The 20,931-nt window shown below is 57.7% G+C and carries 16 protein-coding genes and 1 pseudogene; 7 read left to right on the top strand and 10 right to left on the bottom strand.

Annotated elements, in window-relative coordinates:
* Positions 1 to 81: 81 nt before the first annotated feature.
* From LJD17_RS18255 to LJD17_RS18225, 7 genes are all read right to left on the bottom strand, one after another.
* Entirely contained in the window at positions 82 to 1,026 is a 945-nt protein-coding gene (locus LJD17_RS18255; protein ID WP_227385643.1) for a serine hydrolase, read from the bottom strand.
* A 19-nt stretch (positions 1,027 to 1,045) separates the two neighbouring features.
* A complete protein-coding gene (locus LJD17_RS18250) occupies positions 1,046 to 2,047 on the bottom strand; it encodes an ABC transporter ATP-binding protein (RefSeq protein WP_227385642.1) in 1,002 nt (333 codons plus the stop codon).
* Positions 2,041 to 3,033 (bottom strand): ABC transporter ATP-binding protein, encoded by a 993-nt coding sequence (locus tag LJD17_RS18245; protein ID WP_227385641.1) that lies wholly within the window; start codon positions 3,031 to 3,033, stop codon positions 2,041 to 2,043. Before LJD17_RS18245 ends, LJD17_RS18250 begins: the two co-directional genes overlap by 7 nt.
* Positions 3,030 to 3,869, bottom strand: coding sequence for an ABC transporter permease (locus LJD17_RS18240; RefSeq protein ID WP_227385640.1), 840 nt, complete (start codon positions 3,867 to 3,869; stop codon positions 3,030 to 3,032). Before LJD17_RS18240 ends, LJD17_RS18245 begins: the two co-directional genes overlap by 4 nt.
* Positions 3,866 to 4,807 (bottom strand): ABC transporter permease, encoded by a 942-nt coding sequence (locus tag LJD17_RS18235; RefSeq protein WP_227385639.1) that lies wholly within the window; start codon positions 4,805 to 4,807, stop codon positions 3,866 to 3,868. Before LJD17_RS18235 ends, LJD17_RS18240 begins: the two co-directional genes overlap by 4 nt.
* A gap of 69 nt (positions 4,808 to 4,876) precedes the next feature.
* A complete protein-coding gene (locus LJD17_RS18230; RefSeq protein WP_227385638.1) occupies positions 4,877 to 6,388 on the bottom strand; it encodes an ABC transporter substrate-binding protein in 1,512 nt (503 codons plus the stop codon).
* 42 nt (positions 6,389 to 6,430) lie between these two features.
* The gene (locus LJD17_RS18225) at positions 6,431 to 7,687 is read right to left on the bottom strand and encodes a D-amino acid dehydrogenase (protein ID WP_227385637.1); all 1,257 of its coding nucleotides are present in this window, start codon (positions 7,685 to 7,687) and stop codon (positions 6,431 to 6,433) included.
* 137 nt (positions 7,688 to 7,824) lie between these two features.
* On the opposite strand from LJD17_RS18225, the gene LJD17_RS18220 reads away from it, so the two are divergent.
* Positions 7,825 to 8,706, top strand: coding sequence for a LysR family transcriptional regulator (locus LJD17_RS18220; protein WP_227385636.1), 882 nt, complete (start codon positions 7,825 to 7,827; stop codon positions 8,704 to 8,706).
* Positions 8,707 to 9,074: 368 nt separating this feature from the next.
* Here the strand turns inward: LJD17_RS18220 and LJD17_RS24380 are convergent.
* Positions 9,075 to 10,950 (bottom strand): annotated as a pseudogene (locus LJD17_RS24380) (ABC transporter ATP-binding protein).
* A 268-nt stretch (positions 10,951 to 11,218) separates the two neighbouring features.
* Complete coding sequence (locus tag LJD17_RS18205) at positions 11,219 to 12,160, bottom strand: LysR family transcriptional regulator (protein ID WP_227385634.1); 942 nt, start codon at positions 12,158 to 12,160, stop codon at positions 11,219 to 11,221.
* A 127-nt stretch (positions 12,161 to 12,287) separates the two neighbouring features.
* On the opposite strand from LJD17_RS18205, the gene LJD17_RS18200 reads away from it, so the two are divergent.
* From LJD17_RS18200 to LJD17_RS18175, 6 genes are all read left to right on the top strand, one after another.
* Positions 12,288 to 14,210: an ABC transporter substrate-binding protein gene (locus LJD17_RS18200; RefSeq protein ID WP_227385633.1), complete on the top strand. Its 1,923-nt coding sequence runs from the start codon at positions 12,288 to 12,290 to the stop codon at positions 14,208 to 14,210.
* Between the two features lie 63 nt (positions 14,211 to 14,273).
* Positions 14,274 to 15,311 (top strand): ABC transporter permease, encoded by a 1,038-nt coding sequence (locus tag LJD17_RS18195; protein ID WP_227385632.1) that lies wholly within the window; start codon positions 14,274 to 14,276, stop codon positions 15,309 to 15,311.
* The gene (locus LJD17_RS18190) at positions 15,308 to 16,180 is read left to right on the top strand and encodes an ABC transporter permease (protein ID WP_227385631.1); all 873 of its coding nucleotides are present in this window, start codon (positions 15,308 to 15,310) and stop codon (positions 16,178 to 16,180) included. The genes LJD17_RS18195 and LJD17_RS18190 overlap by 4 nt, the downstream gene beginning before the upstream one ends.
* A 15-nt stretch (positions 16,181 to 16,195) precedes the next feature.
* Positions 16,196 to 17,872 (top strand): serine hydrolase domain-containing protein, encoded by a 1,677-nt coding sequence (locus LJD17_RS18185; protein WP_227385630.1) that lies wholly within the window; start codon positions 16,196 to 16,198, stop codon positions 17,870 to 17,872.
* Between the two features lie 26 nt (positions 17,873 to 17,898).
* On the top strand, positions 17,899 to 18,981 hold the full coding sequence (locus tag LJD17_RS18180; protein ID WP_227385629.1) for an aminotransferase class I/II-fold pyridoxal phosphate-dependent enzyme: 1,083 nt from the start codon (positions 17,899 to 17,901) through the stop codon (positions 18,979 to 18,981).
* A gap of 12 nt (positions 18,982 to 18,993) precedes the next feature.
* The gene (locus LJD17_RS18175) at positions 18,994 to 19,791 is read left to right on the top strand and encodes a M55 family metallopeptidase (protein WP_227385628.1); all 798 of its coding nucleotides are present in this window, start codon (positions 18,994 to 18,996) and stop codon (positions 19,789 to 19,791) included.
* A 258-nt stretch (positions 19,792 to 20,049) separates the two neighbouring features.
* Here the strand turns inward: LJD17_RS18175 and LJD17_RS18170 are convergent.
* A partial coding sequence (locus tag LJD17_RS18170) for an HlyD family type I secretion periplasmic adaptor subunit (protein WP_227385627.1) occupies positions 20,050 to 20,931 on the bottom strand: 882 nt, incomplete at its 5' end.

Here is a 20,931-nt window from a genome sequence, read left to right as displayed (position 1 = left end):
GAACAAACATCCCGTCTCGAATGCTGTGTGCCGTCCCATTCAAAAGTCCTCATTCGGGCGAGAACACATCCATGGCTCAGGTCATTTCTGCCTATGGTGAGTGATGATCCTGCATGCCAAAGACGCGATTCCGGGGAGCACCTCGGTACTCTCGGACATTCGCTTTCCCTCCGTAAAGACCACGAGGGTGAAAGCCAGATCATCACTCAGTTCGACATATGCTGCGTCGTGGCGCCTGTAACTTGCCGCCGGATCGCCGGTCCACCCAGTCCAGCCCGCTTTGGACCAAAGCTTGGCTCCGGGGGGCAGGCCATCTCCGAGATAGCCGCAAACCTGCGCTCCCGGACGCTGCTTAAAATCCACATCCAGCGGGCGTTCAAGCATTTCCGACATGCCCTTGGATGCGCTTTTGGAAACCGCACGCCCGGCCATGATCTCATGAAGAAGATAGGCCGACGCATTGGTCGTCAGACGATTGTGATTGTTACCGTTCAACGTGGCAAACAACTTCTCTCGACCGTACCTCTCGTCGTCCATGAGCTTCTGGCACACATTGATGCCTTCGTATTCCGGACGTTTGAACTCACGGAAAAAGCGGTTTATGGCGTTTCGCTTGTCGACCCAATTTACGAACTCATCCCCCTGAAGAAGGGTATCTCCGGTCGTATCAGTGACTAGGTCGATAATGTAGTTCGTTGCTGTATTACTGGACCATCGAATCATATCGTGCATCGCACGCTCGAGCTCTGAGTGGTTCTCCACCTTCCCCTCCTCTATCGCCGCCTGCGCAGCAACGAGGTAAAACATCTTTACGACGCTGCAGGGATAAAATGGGCGTTCGCCCGAGGCTGCATAACCCTGCGGACTTGTCACGGGATTGTCAGCATCGGAAAGCCTTCCCGAGTATAGAAGAAGTGTCAGCGCCATATGATCACGTTCCAGCCCGGCCGAGCCGAACTGGTCGAGCGCAGACGCAAGAAGTTCTTCACCGACAGATTGAGAGTAGGTCGTTGTTTCGAAAAACACGGTTCGCTCTTGTTTTACATCAGGCAGGAACGGAAAAAGTTGAGGAATGCGCGCGAATGCATCTCACGTGATGCTCACCGCCAGAGTCAAAGAACTCCGGAATAGGCTTCTCGCACTTGTCCATGACGAAGGGACATCGGGTAGAGAACCCACAGCCTGGCGGCGGGGAAAGAGGGTCCGGAAGTTCGCCCTGAACACCCACCTGCAAGGAGCGAATGTCTGGATCCGGGACCGGAATGGCCGACAGCAAAGCCTGGGTGTAAGGGTGCTGAGGATTACCGAATAACGTCTCGGTCGCGGCTGTCTCAACAATTTGACCCAGATACATCACTGCGACACGATGACTGATATGGCGAACCACGTTCAAATCGTGCGCAATGAAGATAATACTGATGCCGAGCTTCTCTCGAAGACTCTCAAGTAGATTTATGATTTGAGCTTGGACGGACACATCAAGTGCTGAAACCGGCTCATCCGCGACCAGAACCTCCGGTTCAAGCGCCAGGGCACGGGCGATACTGATCCGCTGCCGCTGCCCGCCACTGAACGCATGCGGGAGTCGGTTCTTGAGGCCCGGCGAGAGGCCAACCATCTGCAACAAGCTATCTGTACGATCACGCCGTTCGGCAGACGACATACTCGGTGCATGGACAAAGAGAACCTCGTCCAGCATTTGAGCGATTGTCATTCGGGGATTCAAGGAGGAATAAGGATCCTGAAATACCATCTGGATACGCCGGCTCCGGTCCGCGCGGCGAATGTCCGAGAGAGGCTGTCGCCGCCAGAGAATTTCACCGCCTTCCGGTGTATGAAGACCTGCTAAACATCGCCCGAGAGTGCTCTTTCCGCATCCGCTCTCGCCAACGATCCCAAGCGTCTCGCCGGGTCTCAGCATCAGGGACACACCACGCAGCGCATGAAGTGTCCGTTTTGGCTGGCGCGCCAGAACCTCAAGCAGCGTCCTCGGCTGCGGAAAGGTTTTCGAGACATCGCGAATTTCTAGAAGCGGCTCGATCAGCATCCTAACTCTCCTACGCGGATGCACGCGCTTTCGTGGCCTGGCTCGACCGCACGCAACACATGTTCTGCCTGCTTGCAGGCATCGACGGCAAGCGGGCAGCGGGGATGGAAACGACATCCGGAAGGGGGTGCAGCAAGGCTTGGCGGCTCGCCTTCGATCGGTGCAAGCGTGTCTTTACGCCCGGCAGAAGAAGGCAGAGCGTTCAGGAGCGCGCGCGTATATGGATGAGCTGGCCGGCGGAAGATTTGACGCGTGGTTCCAGTTTCCACAATGCGGCCAGCATACATGACAGCGACCCGATCACATGTCTGCGCAACGACCCCAAGATCGTGAGTCACAAGAAGGACTGCGAGATTCGTCTGTTGGCGAAGATCCAGAATCAGCCTTAGAATTTGCTGTTGAACCGTCACATCCAGAGCTGTCGTCGGTTCGTCCGCGATAAGCAGCTTGGGCCGGCAGGCCAGCGCGAGTGCAATAAGTACACGCTGGCGCATCCCACCGGAGAAATGATGTGGATAGTTGTCTAGGCGTCGCTCCGGCGCAGTGACGCCGACAGATCTGAGCAAATGGAGCGCCCGCTCACGTGCAGCACGCGAACTTAAATTCTGATGACGTCGCAGACTCTCTCCGATCTGATCTCCGATTCGCATGGTCGGGTTGAGGGCCGACATAGGATCTTGAAAGATCATCGCGATCTCGGCGCCCCTAATCTCTGTCAACTCCTTATCGCTCAATCTGACGAGATCGCGACCGTTGAATGTAATCGAGCCTTTGGGAAGCGAAGCTATCGAACCTCCGTAAAGTCGGATGAGCGAACGGCATGTGGCGCTTTTACCAGATCCCGATTCGCCGACGAGACCGAACACCTCACCGGGGGCGATATTGAAGCTTGCATTGTCGACGGCCGTTACGGCGTCTTTACCCGATCCAAAACGAACTTGCAGACTATCGACGCGTAGCAGGGGTGAGCTGGCTCCTGTTATCATCCTTTGGGCCTCAAGAAGTCGTCGAGGCCATCCCCGAGCAATGTGAAGGTGATTCCGACATAAACGATCGCCAAGCCTGGAAAGAGCGAGACCCACCATCCGTCGAGTATGAAATTTCGCCCCTCCGCTATCATCACGCCCCATTCCGGTGTCGGTGGCTGGATGCCGAGCCCGAGGAAACCAAGAGAGGTGACACCGAGAATGGTCAAAACCACGTCTGCCATCATGAATACGATTGCAGGCGTGATCACGTTCGGCAGCACGTGCCGAGCCATGATCCGGATGTGACTGAAGCCGAGAACCTGAGCGGCCTGCACATACTCTTGACGCTTCGCAAGGAGCACCTCGCCCCGCACGATGCGAGCGAAAGAGATCCAAACAACCATTGAGAACGCAAGGTACATATTGCCGACACTAGGGCCAAGCGCGCCGACAATGCTGATCACGAGAACATAGAATGGGAAAGCCCATAGGATATCGACGAGCCTCATCAGAAGCGTGTCGACGACACCCCCAATGTACCCTGACACAAGACCAATCGTGGAACCGATGACGAATGGCACAAATACGCAGACCGTCACGACCTGAAGGTCCACCAGTCCTGCAGCAGCAACTCGCGCTAGCACGTCACGGCCAAGATCGTCTGTACCGAACCAGTGGTCAGCTCCTGGAGGAATCAAGGCACTGTCGAAATCCACCGCAAGAGGATCATGTGCGATAAGGACCGGGAAAACGAAGATTGCGAAAACCAGCAGACCCAACATGAAGAGGCCGAGCTGTAGATTCAGGTTGCGCGAGAACTTTATCCATCTTTCCCGAGCGACAGGGGATATCATGATAGTTTTACCCTCGGGTCGACGGCCACATAGGCCAAGTCAGTCAGGAGATTGATGAGTACGACGAGGACAGCAAATGTGACGGTGAGTCCCTGCACCATCGGATAATCTCGAGCCGAGATCGACGAGACCAGAAGACTGCCGAGTCCGGGAATGCCGAAAAGCGTTTCAATCACGACTGTCCCGCCAATTACCCAGCTGGTGTGAACTCCCAAAACGGAAATTGTGGACATCAATGAGTTGCGTAGAACGTGCCGCCAAAGCACCTGTCTTGATCGTAGTCCTTTCGAGCGCGCGGTATCAACGTAATCGGCACTTAGCACAGCGATCACAGAGCTTCGGAGGGACCTGACCGTCAACGCCGCTGTTGCGAGCGCAATCACAAGCGAGGGCAGCACAAGATGGTGGAGGCGCTCGAGGATCGTGTCACCGTAGCCAGAGACGGGAAACACCGGGACTACGATGCTGAGGAGAAGAACGAGCAGTATTCCAAGCCAGAACGACGGCATGGACATCGCGACGATGAAGAAGAGTTTAATTCCAGCATCAGCGACGCTGCCTCTCCGGACCGCCGCGAGGAGGGCCAGCGGCACAGTCAGGACAACGGCCATGACAGTCGAGAAGAGAACGAGCCAGATTGTGGGCCACAAGCGTTCCCAGATCAATGGTCCCACTGAGGCTTTGTAGGCGATGGATTCACCAAAGCTTCCCGTGGCGATGTCCTTGAGGAAAAGGAGGTATTGGCGCCAAAGGGGCTGGTCGAGCCCAAGTTGCGCGTTCAGTTTTGCGATATCGGCCGCCGTTCCACGGCTCCCGAGAATGAGGGTCGCTGGATCGCCCGGCATGACGCGCAGCAAAAGGAACGCGATCAGCGTGATGCCGATCAATACCGGGATCAGCTGCACGAGCCGGTTGAGACAGTATATGGCGATAGGCATGAGTCAAAAATTTCTTTGACGCTCTTCAGAGACCATGATGGCCTCTGAAGAGCGAAGCCACGCTATGGATCACTTCACTGTGACGTCTTCGAGGGAATAGTTCGAAGTTGGAAGAACCTGGAAACCCTCGACATTCTTGCGGCTGGCAAACGTCTCAGCCTGGTTATACAGGAAGATGAACGGTGCGCCGTCGTGAACGCGCGATTCGATCTCTTGGAACATCTTGCCGCGATCAGGACCATCAAGGGTGCGACGCTCCAGCTCATAGAGTTCGTTCACGCGTGCATCCTTCCATTGCGTATGAAAGGCGTTCGCCCGCTCCGGGTTGACAGCTGTGAATCCCACCAGCTGATCCGGATCGATCGTATCACTTGTCGTATACGAAAGGGCCATCTCGTAGTTGCCTGCCTTTGTCGTACTGAACATCGAGCTCGCCTCGATGGTCTGCAGTTCGACGGCGACTCCAGCCTCGCGCAGATTCGCCTGGATAGCGCTTGCCACCTGGCGGTGCGTCACTGATCCGGACGGAACAAGCAATGTCAGCTTGAGGCCGCCACTATAGCCAGCCTCTTGCAGGAGGGATTTTGCCTTTGCGACATCGTATGGATAAGGCTTCAGGTCGTCATTGTGATAAGCCATTACCGGGAGCGAGGACGTAGCGACTCGTCCATTGCCACGAAGAATACCCTTTACAAGCGCATCCTTATCCACCGCGTAGTTCAATGCGCGACGAATACGTTCATCGTCGAAAGGCTTCTTCGACGTGTTAAGCTGAACCAGCTCCGCTCGGAAAACGGGCGCGATACCGACATTCAGGCTGTTGTCGGACTTCAAACTCGCGACCTGATTAAAGGGTACCCCCACAATGGCGTCGAGCTCTCCCGCCTTTAACTTGAGAACGCGGGAATTGTCCTCGCCAATGATCTGAAGCTCAGCACCATCGATTGCCGGCTTGCCCTCCTTCCAATAGTTGGAGTTCCGTGTGAAAACCTGCTTCGCGCCGCGATTCCATTGCTCAAGCACGAAAGGTCCCGCGCCGACCGGCTTATCGAAAAACTTTTCACCCTGCTCTTCCATGAGCGCAGCAGGCAGAATCGAAGCGCTGAACAAGGCGAGATTATTCAACATCGGCGTGAAGGGCTGGTCGAGTTTCATGACGACTGTTCGGTCGTCGACGATCTCGTAGCTCGTGATAGGCCGAAAAAATCTTCCCCACTGCGATTTCTCGCCGGCGGCTCGTTTCAACGAGTAGACCACATCGGCCGCCGTGACAGTGCGCCCGTTGGAGAATTTCGCGTTAGACCGCAACGTGAATCGATATTCCTTACCGTCTGCCGAAACCTTCCAGCTCTCTGCTAGGCCGGGTTCCAACTTCGTGCCGTCCTTGCTTGGATGAACCAGCTGATCGTAGATCAAGAGCTGGGTCATAATGGAAGGATTGTCGCTTGACGCAATAGGGTCCATCGACAGGGCGTCATTCGAAACCCCGACGCGGAGAGTCTTGGCCTCCACCCCCAGTGCGGCCAAGCTTAAGCTCATAGCAACCGTCGCGAGTACGGTTGATTTCTTAAAGAAGGTCATTTCCGGTTCTCCTCTGTTTTATTCATTATGCATGGAGTTTGCTCATGCATGGCCTGCAAATGCAAAAGGCTGCGGGTCTAGAACTGGCGGTCGCTTGAAAATAAGATCCGACAGAAGCCTTGCGCTTCCACAGGCCAATGTGAAGCCGAGTGCCCCATGCCCGACATTCAGCCAAAGATTGCTGTCCGCGACTTGTGTTATGATTGGCTTTCCGCGCGGTGTTGCAGGACGCGAACCTGACCAGGTCACAGAATGCTTTAGGGAAAGTTTTGGAAAGCTGGATCTGACTTGGCGTCGGAGTTGCTCCAGCCGAGCAGCCTCTACATCTCCTGACGTGGCGCCGATATCGACCATCGCGGCGATGCGCAATTTGTCGCCAAGCCGCGCGTAGACAATCTTATTGTCGCTGTCGGTCACGCTGAGATTCGGGCCAGGCGACGAGGGTTCCGTTGGGACCGTGAGACTATATCCCTTCAGCGGATAGAGTGGCAAATCAACACCGCAAGGCTGCAGCAGAGACCGGCTCTGAAAGCCGCCCGCTACGACAAAGACATCCGCGTCGATCTCGCCTTGAGGCCCAGAGGCTGCCCTTATCGTCGGGCCGTCCCGACGAAGGCGCTGGACATCGAAGCCGAAGCGGAGATTCACATTGGGGCGCGTCTTCAGGCTTGCGATGAGACCATGCGTAAACTTATAGCAATCACCAGCATCTTCGCTCGGTGTCAGGACGCCTCCCCGTAGCTCGCGTTCAACATCCGCCAGAGCAGGTTCACGCTCCACACATTCACGCTCCGATAGGATGATCTGTTCCTGGCCGAACTTCGCCTGCATGGAGACCTGCCGGCGGGCAGCGGCGAACGACGATTCGTCACGGAAGAAAACCAGCTTGCCCGAGTTCCGGAAATCGAAGTCCAAGGCTTCTTGTCTGGCTGTGCGATGTGTCTCGTCTCGGCTCAAAGCCGATAGCGACAGGAGCTCGCATGTCGTCCGGTCGCTGACTGCGGTATTGCAAGCGCGCAGGAAATCCAGACACCAGCGCCACTGGTGTTTGTCGAATTCGGGCCGAAATCGCAATGCGGAATGATGCTGCAGCAGGAGTGCAGGCAGCTTCAACAGAAGACCCGGCGCCGCAAGAGGTGCGACGTAGCTGTAACTCAACTGGCCGCCATTACCGTAGCTCGCTCCCAGTCCAGGACCGGCCTCCCGCTCGACGAGGGTCACATGATGACCCTCGCCCGAGAGGTAGTACGCTGTCGCTGCTCCAATGACCCCACCTCCGATGACGCATATCCTGCGCAAGGGAGCCCTCCTGATAGACAGATTTGTTCGGTTGTTATGGAGTCAACGTTCAACTCTGGCCTTCATATGTCAAAGGACATTATCGACATTTAGTATAACCAAAGGTTATGCTTCTCAGGTCTCTTGGAGCCAGGCCAATGCGATTGCGTCACATCGAAGTCTTTCATGCCATTCAGCAAACTGGCTCGATTAGTCGCGCTGCCGAGTTCCTCGGCATTACCCAGCCGGCAGCCAGTAAAGTGTTGAGCCATGCCGAAGCGGCCTTGGGCTTTAAGCTTTTCGATCGCATCAAGGGCCGGCTCCAGCCGACGGTGGAAGCTCAGATCCTGTTCTTCGAGACGGACAAGATCTATCGGGGCATCGAAAATCTTCGGCATCTTGCGGAGAATCTGCGAAAGCAGCCCGAAGGGCATCTGCGCGTCGGGTGCCTTCCAAGCCTCGGACTGTCGATGATGCCGCAGGCCGTCCAGACCTTCCGGCAAATGCATCCGGGCGTGACATGTCACGTCAAGACCGACCATGAGGAAGGGCTGGTCGATGCGATCCTCGCGCGCGAACTCGACCTCGGAATCACCTTCGGGCCGATCAGTACACCAGGTATCGTGAGACAGATCATCTGTACCGCAGAACTCGTTCATGTGGGGCCCGCAGCCGGAACCGAGGAACTCGACCTGTGCGATGTCCAGCAGAGCTCCTACATCGGAATAGTCGACGATGATGCACTCGGGCGCCTCCTGAAAGAGGCTCTGCAGGCGGTCGGGCGCCAGATTTCCCCGCGAATCACCGTACAGACCTACTACGTCGCGTGTGCACTTGCGGAGGCGGGATGCGGTTCGGCCTTTGTTGACGAGTTCACGGCTCGCGCCATGTCCCGTGGGAACCTCAGCGTGCGACGCATCAAGCAGCGGGTGAATTTCGAGGTCGCCGTTCTTACCCACCACGCCGGAGCCCATAGGGATTATTGCCGCGCCTTCCTCGACATTGTGAAGGCAACCTGCCGGCAGATCACCGCACAGTGACGCCGCACAGTCCCGAAGCCTCGCAGCCAAGACGCTCCGACGTCACGCCACCTATCCTTTACATGGTTCGTTGGAGCTCATTCCATGCTTTGGCATAACGTGGGAGCCAAACGCTCCGCCGAAATTGCCGATCAGCAGCACTTGTCCGCGGTGTAAGTATGTGAGGCATTCTGGACCCACCCGGCATCGAACAGCCCCGGTCCACGCTCTCGAAGCTGCCCGATTTCGGGGCAGATCCCGACTTCTCCAGCTATGGATGTCAAGGGCGTGCTAAACCGCCCGTCAGGGAGCGCGAGCGCGACAGAAGAAGACTTGCGTTTTGACCTTTTCGCTCATGTCGCAATCGAACCGCCCTTGAGCATCTGGTATCAGGCGGAGCCGGTTTCGCGCACAAAATGCGTGGGAGACACTTCTCTCATCGGGAGGTAGTGAGGGACGAAGTCCAACGCGCGGACGGCACTCGGGATCTCGTCGAATATGGGCTTTCGCCCGGTCGGCCGGCGCGTGGGATCCGCAACTGGCACGGTTGACAGGAGCTTGCGCGTGTAAGGGTGCTGAGGGTTTCCGAAAACCGAGCGGCGATCTCCGATCTCTACGATTTCACCAAGGTACATCACCGCGACCCGGTGCGCGATCCTCTCAACCACAGCCATGTCATGGCTGATGAACAGGATCGCAATGCCCATTTCCCGTTGCAGATCCATCAGGAGATTGATGACCTGCGCCTGGATCGTCACATCAAGGGAGGCAACCGCCTCGTCTGCAATGATGAGGCGAGGGTCGAGAGCCAAAGCGCGTGCGATGCAGATCCGTTGGCGTTGGCCACCAGAGAACGCGTGAGGGTAGCGCTCCAGATGCTCTGCGGACAGTTCCACTTTGGCCAGCAGTTCCCCCGCCCGGGATCGCATGGCCGCCATCGATCCAAGGCGGTGGACGCGCATAGGATCCATCAAGGCTTGGGCAATGGTCATTCGAGGATTCAGCGAGGAGAACGGATCCTGAAAAATCATCTGCACTTCGCGGCGGAAGCGCGTTATCGCCTTGCGTGATGCTCCTATCAGTTCCACGCCATCGTAGCGTATCGATCCGGCCAGCGGCCGATCCAATTGCATAATGGTGCGTGCAACAGTCGACTTTCCGCACCCGGACTCACCAACGAGAGCGAGGGTTTCACCTGGAAAGAGGTCGAAAGACACCTTTTCTACAGCATGGACACGACCTGACGGACGGCCCAGAACACCCGACCTGAGATCAAACCGTGTTATCAGATCACGCACTTCGACGAGCGGCGCGGAAGCTTCTCGTTTCGACATTGACATCACGCTAGACTTCTGCCCGCTCGCTGGCTGATTCATAGACTACCAAAGGAAATTTCTCGGGTGCGTCTTTATCGGCCATGCTTCCGAGCCGTGGAACCGCCGATATGAGCGCACGGGTATAAGGATGTTTAGGAGTCGCGAAAATCTCGTGAACGCTGCCTGCTTCCACGATCTCACCCTTCAGCATCACGCAGACCCTATCGGCGATCTCTGCAACAACGCCCATATCATGCGTAATGAACAGAACCGACATGCCGATTTCGTTCTGCAGCGCGCGCACAAGGTCCAGGATCTGCGCCTGGATCGTGACGTCCAGCGCTGTCGTCGGCTCATCGAGGATCATTAATGAGGGCCGGCACGCCAATGCGATTGCGATCATAACCCGCTGGCGCATCCCCCCAGACAGTTGATGGGGGTATTGGTCCAATCTGCGGACCGCATCAGGGACTCGAACCAGCTTCAGCACATTAAGGGCAATCTCGCGAGCTTCGCTTCGGGTCTTGCCTTGATGCCGAATAACCGCTTCGGCAATCTGGTCGCCAACGGTGAAAACCGGGTTCAGGCTCGACATCGGGTCTTGGAATACGATCGAAATTTCGGAGCCCCTGAGCTTTTCGATCTGCTTTTCCGTCAAGCGCACCAGGTCGATGACCTGGCCATTCTTGAGACGCATAAGAATACGTCCGCGGGTTACTTTGGCCCCGTCGTGCTCTGTAAGGCGCATCACGGTCATCGCCGTAACCGACTTCCCCGAGCCGGATTCCCCCACGAGAGCAACAGTCTCGCCCCGACCGATGGTGAACGACACGCCACGAACGGCACGGATCGGTGTCAGCGCGTTGTTTGCAAAGCTGACCTCCAGAGCCTCGACCGCCAGGATTGCGTCGTTGGGGAGGGTAGAGATATCGGCTTCGGTTTTGGGCAAGACTGTACCTAAAATCAAATCAGCTGTGCTCTCCCATATCGAACGCGCTCCTCCTGAAGGCTGTCAATAGTCACGAGACACCAATTCCGTGCCAGGTGTGTCGAGCATTGATCATTCAATAGGCGAATACTCGATCAATTGATCTGTAAATGAGCAGAAACAAACCTTTTGCGGCATCCTTATGCATTTTTTGCATTGCATCATAAGTTTTCACATAGCTAGTTTCGCACCGTGCGGGCTCCTGTCAGCATCACACGATAAACTCTGCTCAGCGCGCGATCGGAAGATCTCTGCCCGGCCTCCGCTCGGCGCGATCTGCCAAGTGCCGCCAAAGGAGTTCACCTGTTCGGCCCATCGAGCCAGCACGACGGAAAATCCGTATCTCCATCGCAAGGGACATCTGTTGGCCGCCGATCTGAACGAGCTCACCCTCTGCAATAGACTTACGGACGCAGATTTGCGGCAGCCAAGCAACGCCGTGGCCTGCGACCACCATGTGCTTCAGACTCTCGGCGAGCGAGGACTGATAAACGGTATTGAGATTCAAGGGGCGCCGCCAGCGTGAGCGAATGAGCGAGATCAGTTTTCCCAGATAACCGTCGTTCCACGAATAGGTGAGAAACGGAATTTCGTTGTTGCCACTCTGGTTGATATCGAAAAGCGGCTTGCCGGCATCGTCCGTTCCGGAGACGAGAATCAGCCTGTCGGCTCCGATCTGCAATGATTCAAAGGGGCCGGTTTTAAGGACAGGAGGCCCGTCAGGATGATCGTAAGTAATTGCAAAATCGCACCGATTCGACGACAGATGCTCGATGCATTCCATGAAATCCGTAGCATGCATGCTGCTACGCATGCCCAGGGTCGATATCGGTGACGACCTGATCCATGTCGGAAAGAAATAGATCGAAAGGGTATGAAGAGCCGCGAATGTGACGAGTTGCGAGTTGGCCCCCGCAGCGTTGCGACAATCCGTGCGTAGCCGGTACATCTCGCGCACCTGCTCCTGACATCGCGGCAGGAACAGGTTGCCGGCTTCCGTCAAATGGACCGGATAGGTGCTCCGATCGACCAAGTCGGCTCCAATCCAGGCTTCCAGAGATTTGATGCGTCGGCTGAAGGCAGGCTGGGAAATGCTACGGGCCGTCGCAGCGGTGGAAAAGTTTCGCGTCGCGACCAGTTCGAGAAAATCCTCTAGCCAGGCCAGCTCCATCCATCGCTCCATGCTTTTTTTGCATGAATGATCCTATCTGCACATTGGACAGCAGCACAAGTGTGCTCTTAGCCTTCTGGTCAAAACAAGAAGACTGCCGACCTCCAGCCAGCAGGGACAATGAACAATGCGATCTCTCACCATTGCCGCAAGCCTCCTTATAGGTCTTGCCGCTTCCTCCGCTAGCGCCGAAACGAAAAATCCGGGAACTTTCGTCTTTCTTTGGACGGATGATGTTCAATCCTTCGATCCAGCCTATATCGCCAATACTCCGAGTTCATACGGGGTTCTGAACGTCTATAGTCGCCTCTTGAACTATAAAGGTTCCGAAATATCGGAGTTCGTGCCCGCCATCTCGACCGAAGTGCCGTCGCTTGAAAACGGCCTGATCAAGCAAGGCGCGGATGGTTCGGTGACTTATACTTTTCCCATCCGCAAAGGCGTGCGAACCCACAAGGTAGGCGTGAAGGGCGCTGACGGAAAGCTCACGTGGGAGTACTTCGATAGTCTTACCGATGCCCAGAAATCATCCGTCGAACCCGGTCACGGTGAGATCACGGCGGAGGATGTGCGCTACTCGTTCCTGCGCGCGATCCTCATGGGCCAGTCGTGGATGTCCAATGCCATCACCGAGGTCATCACGGCAGGCAAATACCCTGATATTGCCAAGTGGGTAGAGGCAGAAGGCGGCGGTGCAAAGATCAAGGAAGCCAGCCCGGATGTCTTGCGTAAGGTGTATGACCAGCTTGCATCACAGATCACCGTCGAAGGTGACAAAGTAACCCTGAAACTGCCAAAGTCGTTTCCTGCAACCCTCGGCGTCGTTGCGCTGCCGTTTGGTGCCTCGATCGTCGACAAGGAATGGGTGGCGTCGGTCGGAGGCTGGGATGGTTCGGGTGATACCTGGATCAAGTACTACCGTCCGGAGCTCAGCGCTGATCCTCTCTTCGCGCAGGAAAACGGCAGCGGCCCCTTCATGCTCGAAGATTGGAACCGAACCGAGCGGCGCATCACTTTGAAGCGCTTTAATAATTACTTCATGGGTCCGGCCTCCCTTGAACGTGTCGTCATGCGCACCGTCCCCGAATGGACGACCCGGCGGCTCCAGCTGCTGTCGGGAGATGCGGACTTCGTGACGACGCCGGTGGAATTCCTTGACGAGTTGAGCAAGACGGAGGGGGTCAAGGTCGTCGATGGTCTTCCCAAGGTCTTCGGTCGAGGTCTGTTTTTTGCCTGGCCGGTCGATGATGCGGACAATCCTGCAATCGGAAGCGGCAAGCTTGATGGGGCGGGCATTCCGCCGGACTTCTTTGCCGATATCGATGTCCGTAAGGGCTTCAACTATGCGCAGAATTATGATGCGCTCCTGAAACAGGTTCTGCTCGGGAAGACCGTGCAGTCGCGCGGACCCTCTGTGCGCGGAATCATGGGGTACCGTCCGGATTCGCCGATCTACACCTACAACCCGGCAAAGGCTGCGGAGCACTTCAAGAAGGCCTTCGGGGGCAAGCTGTGGGAAACCGGATTCACCCTTACGGCCTATGTGCAGGAAGGTACACCGCAGGGCACGGCGGCTTTGTCCGCCCTGCAGCAGGGCTTGCAGCGCATCAACCCGAAGTTCAAGCTCAAGATTCAGTCGCTGCCGTGGGCCTCGATCTCGGACAAGCTGAACAACCGGGCAAAGCCGGCGTCGCCGCTGACCTACATGGGCTGGGGACCTGACTATTCCGACCCGGGCGGGCCGCTTGGGGCAGCTTCCTACTACCTTTCTCCGACGGGCCTCGTCGGCGGCATGGTCGGCCAAGGCTATCGCGACCTGATGACCGAAAAGTTCAAGCCTCTCCTGGACGAGGCATGGGCCTCGAATGATCCGGCCGTTCGCGAGCCGATCTACGCGAAGCTTCAGGAAATGTCGCATGAATATGCGACGACCCAGTTCCTCTGGGAGGACTTTGGCTACATCGTGACGCGCAGCAACATCGATGGTTTCGTCAACAACATGATCCTCTACGGGGCTTGGGACTTTTCGACCATCAAGAAGGCGAACTGAGCCTCGTTCAAAGCCGGGCGGACGACCCGCCCGGCTCATCCTCTTTCAATCGGAACGCTAAGTGTGCTGAACTACGCTTTTCGGCGGCTGCTCATGCTGCCCGTCGTGATGTTCGCTTTGTCCTTGATGATATTTGCGTTGCAGATGTCGCTGACTCCAACCCAGCGGCTCGCCGCTTATGCTCCCTCGCCGGACTTCCTGAAAGGGGGACAGGAGAGCATCCGCGCGCTCATCGAACAATACGGACTGAACGATCCATTCTACATTCAATATGGCCGCTGGATCGGAAACATCCTGACGGGCAACCTGGGTTGGTCTGAAACCGCTCGCCAGCCGGTCGGAGTCGCTCTCGCGTCGCTTCTGCCTGCGACGATCGAGCTGGTCTTCTTGGCCTTCTTTCCAGGACTGCTCCTTGCCATCTATCTCGGCTCGCGCGCCGGAATCCATCTCAACCGCTGGCCCGATCACCTCATCCGCGTCTTCACGATCCTGGGCTGGTCGTTTCCGGTCTACGTCTTCGGACTGCTGATGCTCCTCATCTTCTACTCTGCGCTCGACTGGTTCCCACCAGGACGCCTGAGCCAATGGGCGCAAGCTGTCGTATCCTCGCCCGGGTTCGTCCGTTATACCGGAGCAAATACCGTGGATGCGCTCCTGAACGGCAATGTTGCCGTCTTCCTGGATGCGCTCCGCCATTTAGTAGCTCCCGTCGTGACCCTGATTTACGTCAATCTGGCGAACATGACCCGCGTCATGCGCACATCGATGCTCGAGACATTGCGACAGGATTATGTGCGGACCGCGCGAGCCAAGGGAATGCCCCGGCGTGTCGTGGAGCTGCATCACGCTCGCCGCAACGCTCTGCTCCCGGTCGCCACGATCGCCGGAATGGAACTGGCCTATATGATGGGCGGTGTCGTCATCACGGAAACGATCTTCGACTATTCGGGCCTTGGGCAGTTCGCCGCCAAATCTGCAGCAAACCTCGATTTTCCGGCGATCCTGGGCTTCGGCCTCTACTTCGCGGTAGTCCTCGTCGTGCTCAATCTCTTGGTCGACCTCATCTATCCGCTCCTCGATCCCAGAGTAAAGACAAAGTGAAAACGCTCCGGTACTTCGCTAGAAATCCCATGTCGGTGCTCGGCGTGGTCATTCTCGTGGCATTCGTGCTGATCGCCGTCTTCGCACCGGTCCTGGCACCGCCCCAGGAATTCCAGATGACGCCCTACGATACCCCGCGAGCGGGCTTCACGGCGACGCCGCAGCCGCCGTCGGAGGAAGCAATCTTCGGGACGACCGAGGGTCAATACGACATCTATTATGCCGTGGTATGGGGCACGCGGACCGCCTTCAAGATCGGGCTCGGCGTCGTGGCGATTTCGGTCCTCGTCGGAACCATCGTGGGTGCCGTCGCCGCATATTATGGAGGGATGGTGGACGAAGTGCTGATGCGCACGGTCGACGTCTTCATGGCAGTGCCCTTTCTGATCGCCGCGATGGTGCTCACGGCTCTGCTCGGCAAGGGTATCGTGCCCGTCACCATCGCCCTGGCGACTTTCGGCTGGATGGGTTACGCCCGCATCATCCGCAGCGAGATGCTGCGTATCCGCGAAATGGATTACGTCCACGCGGCGAGGACGTATGGAGCAAGCGACCTCAGGCTCATCGCGCTCCATATCATCCCGAATGCCTTCTTTCCCGTGCTGGTCCTTGCGACCATGGCCACAGGATCGATGGTCTTGTCGGCGTCGGCTCTCAGCTTTCTCGGCGTCGGCACCGAAGAGGGCTATGCCGATTGGGGACAGTTCATCGCCTATTCCCGCAACTGGATCGTCGGGCAACCGGGCAATCCATTCCAGTACTGGTACACGCTGGCGTTTCCTGGCGCCGCGATTTTCCTGTTCGTCTTATCGTGGAATCTCGTAGGCGACACGCTGCGGGATATCCTGGATCCGCGCCACGCTCATTGACAAAGGAGACGGTCATTGACCTCACTCAACTCTACTGCCGTCGAGCAGTTCGAAGACTTGATCCGTCATGAGGTGGAAGACAAGGCAATCCCCTCGATCTCGTATGCCCTTGTCGATCAGGAAGGAGTTTTGGCTCAAGGTCACATCCAACGACACGATCTCGGCTTCGATATGCGCGAAGATACGTGTTTCCGCATCGGCTCCATCACCAAGACGTTCACGGCTGTTGCGATCATGCAGCTTGTCGAGGAAGGTCTCCTGGATCTCGATGCGGACGTCTCGGAGTATCTGCCCGGATTTCAGCCGTTGAACCCGTTCAAGGGCCGTGAAACGGGACCATATGGATCTCAGATCAGCCTCCGGAAACTGATGAGCCATACAGCCGGCATCGTTCGCGAGCCCAAGAGCGGTCACTATCTGGATGCGACGCGGCCGCCCCTCGCGGAAACCGTAGCCGAGCTCGCGACGTCGACGCTGAAGCAGGATCCGAGCGCCGGCGTCATGCATTACTCCAACGCGGGCATCGCGGTGGTCGGGATGGTCATCGAGAAAGTCACTCGCAAGACCTATTCCGACTATATCAGCGAGAAGATCCTGCAGCCTCTTGGGATGCATCACACCTCGTCCGGAATGGCGCCGGGTATCCGTGAGAGACTTGCGCCCGCCAATATGTGGACGCTCGACGGGGACAGCCCGGCGCCGGTCTTCAGCCTGGGAGGCTCCCCGGCCGGAAATATCTTTTCGACGACGGGCGACATGGCAAAATATGCACAATGCCTGCTCCGAGGCGGATTTGGGCCTGATGGAAGTGCAATTGTCTCGCCCAACTCGCTACGGGAAATGTGGCAGCCGATCGGAAAGCGCCCTGCCGGTCACGACAAGGCACTGAACGGCTATGGACTGTGCTTCGGCATCGGCGATATCGACGGGTGGACGTCAGTCGGACACGGCGGCGCCGTTTACGGCTATGCATCGCAGATGATGTTGCTTCCCAGTGCCGGCATAGGGGTTCTCGTCTTCGCAACCCTGGACTTTGTCAATCAGATTGCCTCAAGGCTCGGTGCGGACGGGCTGCGCATCGCTTTGGCTGAGCGAAATATGGGCCCACCCCTCCCTCGACTGCAAAGCCCCCCGCCCATCACTGACGCTCAGCTGGCGACGCTCCCTGGTCACTATCGCCATGAATCCACGGGTGAGATTGTCGAGGTCAAGGAGCAAGCCAAGAAGCTCTACCTCATGGGCGAAGGAGTTCCGCTCCAGATCAAACCCATTGCAGGGACCGACTTCGTTATCGACGGGCGCATTTACGGACGAGGCTCGGAATATCCCCATATGAATCTGTCCTTTCCTGAACCTGAGACTCTGGTTTGGAAAGGCGCCAGCTGGAAACGTATCGAAACTCTCCCGACCGAGCAGGTGCCGCCCGAGATCGCGCCCCATCTGGGCGAATATGGCCCAGACTTCAATATCACCTATCTGTCTTACAGCCACGGTGAACTGAGGTGCCTCATCGAGTATTTCTGCACGCACATATGTGAGCCGGTCGACGCAGGACGTTTCCGCATGCGCGGACTTCTATACGAAGAAGAAATCCTCGAACTCGGCGCTGTCGACGATCAGGGGCGCAAGGGAATTCGCGTCGGTCCCATGTTTCTTGCCCGTCGCCATCAACAGGTCGAGTGCGCCAGTTGAGTGCGGCCCCAAACATGAATGGGCCGATGAGCATGGAATCTCCCCTCGGCCCCCGGATGCGGATCAACGGGCGAGAGGTCGATTATTTCTGTGGCACCAGCTACTATTGCCTCCATGGTCATCCCGAAGTAATCGACGCCGCCTGTGCGGCGACCCGCCAGCTCGGGATGGGTCCCGGGACGCTTGCACAGATGAGCGTTTACCTGGATCTTCAAGAGCAGCTGAGTGCGTGGTTCGGAGTCGAGCACGTCGTCAGCGTCATGTCGGGCTACTCAAGCCCGATGGCGCTGCTGCAAGGCCTACGCGATGATTTCGATGTCGTGTTTGTCGACGCCGCCACGCATTACAGCGCTCGCGATGCGCTTGGCACGCTCTCCAAACCCATTTTCAGCTTCCGTCATCTCGATTCCGAGTCCCTCGCCGACGCCCTTGCTCGTCACGTTGGAGCACGGCAACGCCCCCTCGTCGTGACGGATGGCGTATTCCCTTCGTCCGGAGCACTTGCACCTCTGAACGACTACCGGCGCGCCATGGCCCCGTATGAGGGAGCAAGTCTTGCGATTGACGACTCCCATGGCGTCGGAACGCTCGGAAGCAGTGGGCGCGGCTCCCTGCAGCATGCTGGCCTCGAGGCCGATGGAAACTTCCTTGCCGGGACACTGAGCAAGGCATTCGGTGCGTCCGGCGGCATCGTTCCGGGTACGTGTGCGCTTGCAGAAAAGATATCCGCGAACGCGATGGTCATGCGCGGAGCCTCACCTATGACTCCGGGAGCTGCGGGCGCCGCCGCGGCCGCGTTGAGAATCCTGCGATCGAACCCTGAGATGCGCGAGAATCTCGCACGGAATGTCCGGCATATGCGCGGCGGGCTTCGGAGTCTCGGCTTCGATGTCGCGGATACGCCCGTCCCGATTGTCAGTGTCCGCGGCGAGGTCGATTTTGATCGACTCCGCGAGAGGCTCGACGCCAAGGATATCGTCGTCAAGGTGGTCAAGCCTTCAGGATACTCGGATGCGCCGGATGTCCCGAGCATGCGTCTGGCCGTGTTCTCGGAACACTCTCCAGAACAAATCGACCGTCTTCTGTCGTCGATCTCAGAACTCGCATAAATAGAGGAAAGTATGAAAGTCTTCATCAGCTCCGACATCGAAGGCACAGCCGGGATCACCGCCTGGGATGAGGCCAAGAAGGGCAATCCGGAGTATCCGGAGTTCCGCGAATACATGACGGACGAGCTTGTCGCCGCATGCGAGGGAGCAAGGGCTGCGGGCGCCACGGAAGTGTTCGTGAAGGACGCTCACTCGACGGCGCGAAACCTCAACCTTTCCCGCTTGCCCGAATACGTCCGCATCATGCGCGGCTGGAGCGGGCATCCGGACATGATGATGTTCGGTATCGATTCAAGTTTCTCCGCAGCAATCTATACCGGCTATCATAACAAGGCGGGGACGGACACGAATCCGCTCGCCCACACTCTGACCGGCACGGTATCGCGACTTTTGATCAACGGCGAAGTCGCCTCCGAGTTTACGATCAATGCCCTGTGCGCTGCGCGCTACGGCGTCCCATCGGCATTTCTTTCCGGTGATGCCGGCATGTGCGAAGAGGCGAAGATTCTTGTGGCCGGCATCGGGACAGTGGCGACGAGCGAGGGGTTCGGACCTGCGACATCCTCGTTGTCGCCACGGGCATCGGTCGAGGCGATCCGCAGCGGAGTAGAGGCGGCGTTGTCGGGCAACCTTTCGGGTTGCTTGCCTAGCCTTGCGGACGACTTCGAATTGATTGTCGAGTACACGACACCGACAGAAGCGTTCCGTGGCAGCTGGTATCCGGGTGTGGAGCATCTGGCACCGCGCAAGCTTCGCTTTCGGTCGAACGACTTCTTCGAAATACAGCGGGCAATCCGTTTCATCGTCTGAGTCGTGGGCGAATTTCACGTCAGCGGCAACTCCGAAATGAACTCTTGCGCGCAAACGACAGCGGCCGGGATGCACTAGGCATCCCGGCCGCTGGGTAGGTTCATGAGTGGATGGCGCGTCGATGTCGGCATTGAACAGCACCGAGACCACTGACATCGCTCAAGGGAGGTCCGTCATTAGTGATCTTGCGGGCGCTGCCTTCCCGGTGGCGCTCAGAGATTCTCTCCAGGCGCTCCGCGTTCCACATTCTGATCGTCTCTAGTGTTCTCTGAAGGCTCTGGCGAACTGTTCTTCCATGGGCTTGAAGAAGTATTCGAACGGCGTGCGCCTGTTCACTTCCACAAACACCTCCGCCTGCATGCCGGCGATCAGCTTCAGGTTCTCCAGACGCTGGATCTGATCCGGCGGCAGATCCACACGGATCGTGTAGAACGTCACCCCCGTCTGCTGGTCACGCGACACGTCCGCCGAGATCCGGCTCACCGTGCCATGCAGCTCGGGCACCATGCGCTGGTTCGAGGCATGCACCCGCACCGTCGCATTCTGGCCGATGGCCACCTGGTCGATGTCGTTCGGCATCACCTTGGCCTCGAGCTCGAGCTTGTCGTTCGTCGGCACGATCATCATCACCGGCTCGGCCGGCGAGATCACCCCGCCAATCGTATGCACGTTGAGCTGGTGCACGAAGCCCGCGCTCGGAGAGCGGATGTCGATGCGCTTGAGCTGGTCCTCCGCCGCGACCCGGCGCTCGGTGTATTCGGCGATGTGGCCCTGGATCTCGCGCAGCTCCTTGAGCGCCTCGGCCCGCATCTCCTCGTCGATCTGAATGATCTGGAACGAGGTTTCGGCAATGCGCCCTTCCGCCTGCGCCACGGCCGCGATCAGCTGGCCGCGCTGGCCTTCGATGCTCGCCGCATCCCGCTCGAGCGCGTTCAGGCGCGGCAGCTGCACCAGGTTCTTCTGATAAAGCTCGCGCACGCCCTTGAGCTCTTCCTTGATGAACTCCGCCTCGCGCGATTTGGCTTCCTGCTGCGCCTTGAGGCCGGTGATCTCGTCCTGAGACTGCGAGATCCGCTTGCGCAGCTGATCCTTCTGCGCGTCCCGGGCCGAGCGGCGGGCCTCGAACAGCGTCCGCTCGGA

It is taken from the genome of Microvirga rosea (assembly GCF_020595095.1).
In the GTDB taxonomy this organism is placed as follows: domain Bacteria; phylum Pseudomonadota; class Alphaproteobacteria; order Rhizobiales; family Beijerinckiaceae; genus Microvirga; species Microvirga rosea.
Note: the sequence above shows the minus strand (reverse complement) of the source record. Positions and strands in the feature narration are given on the sequence as shown.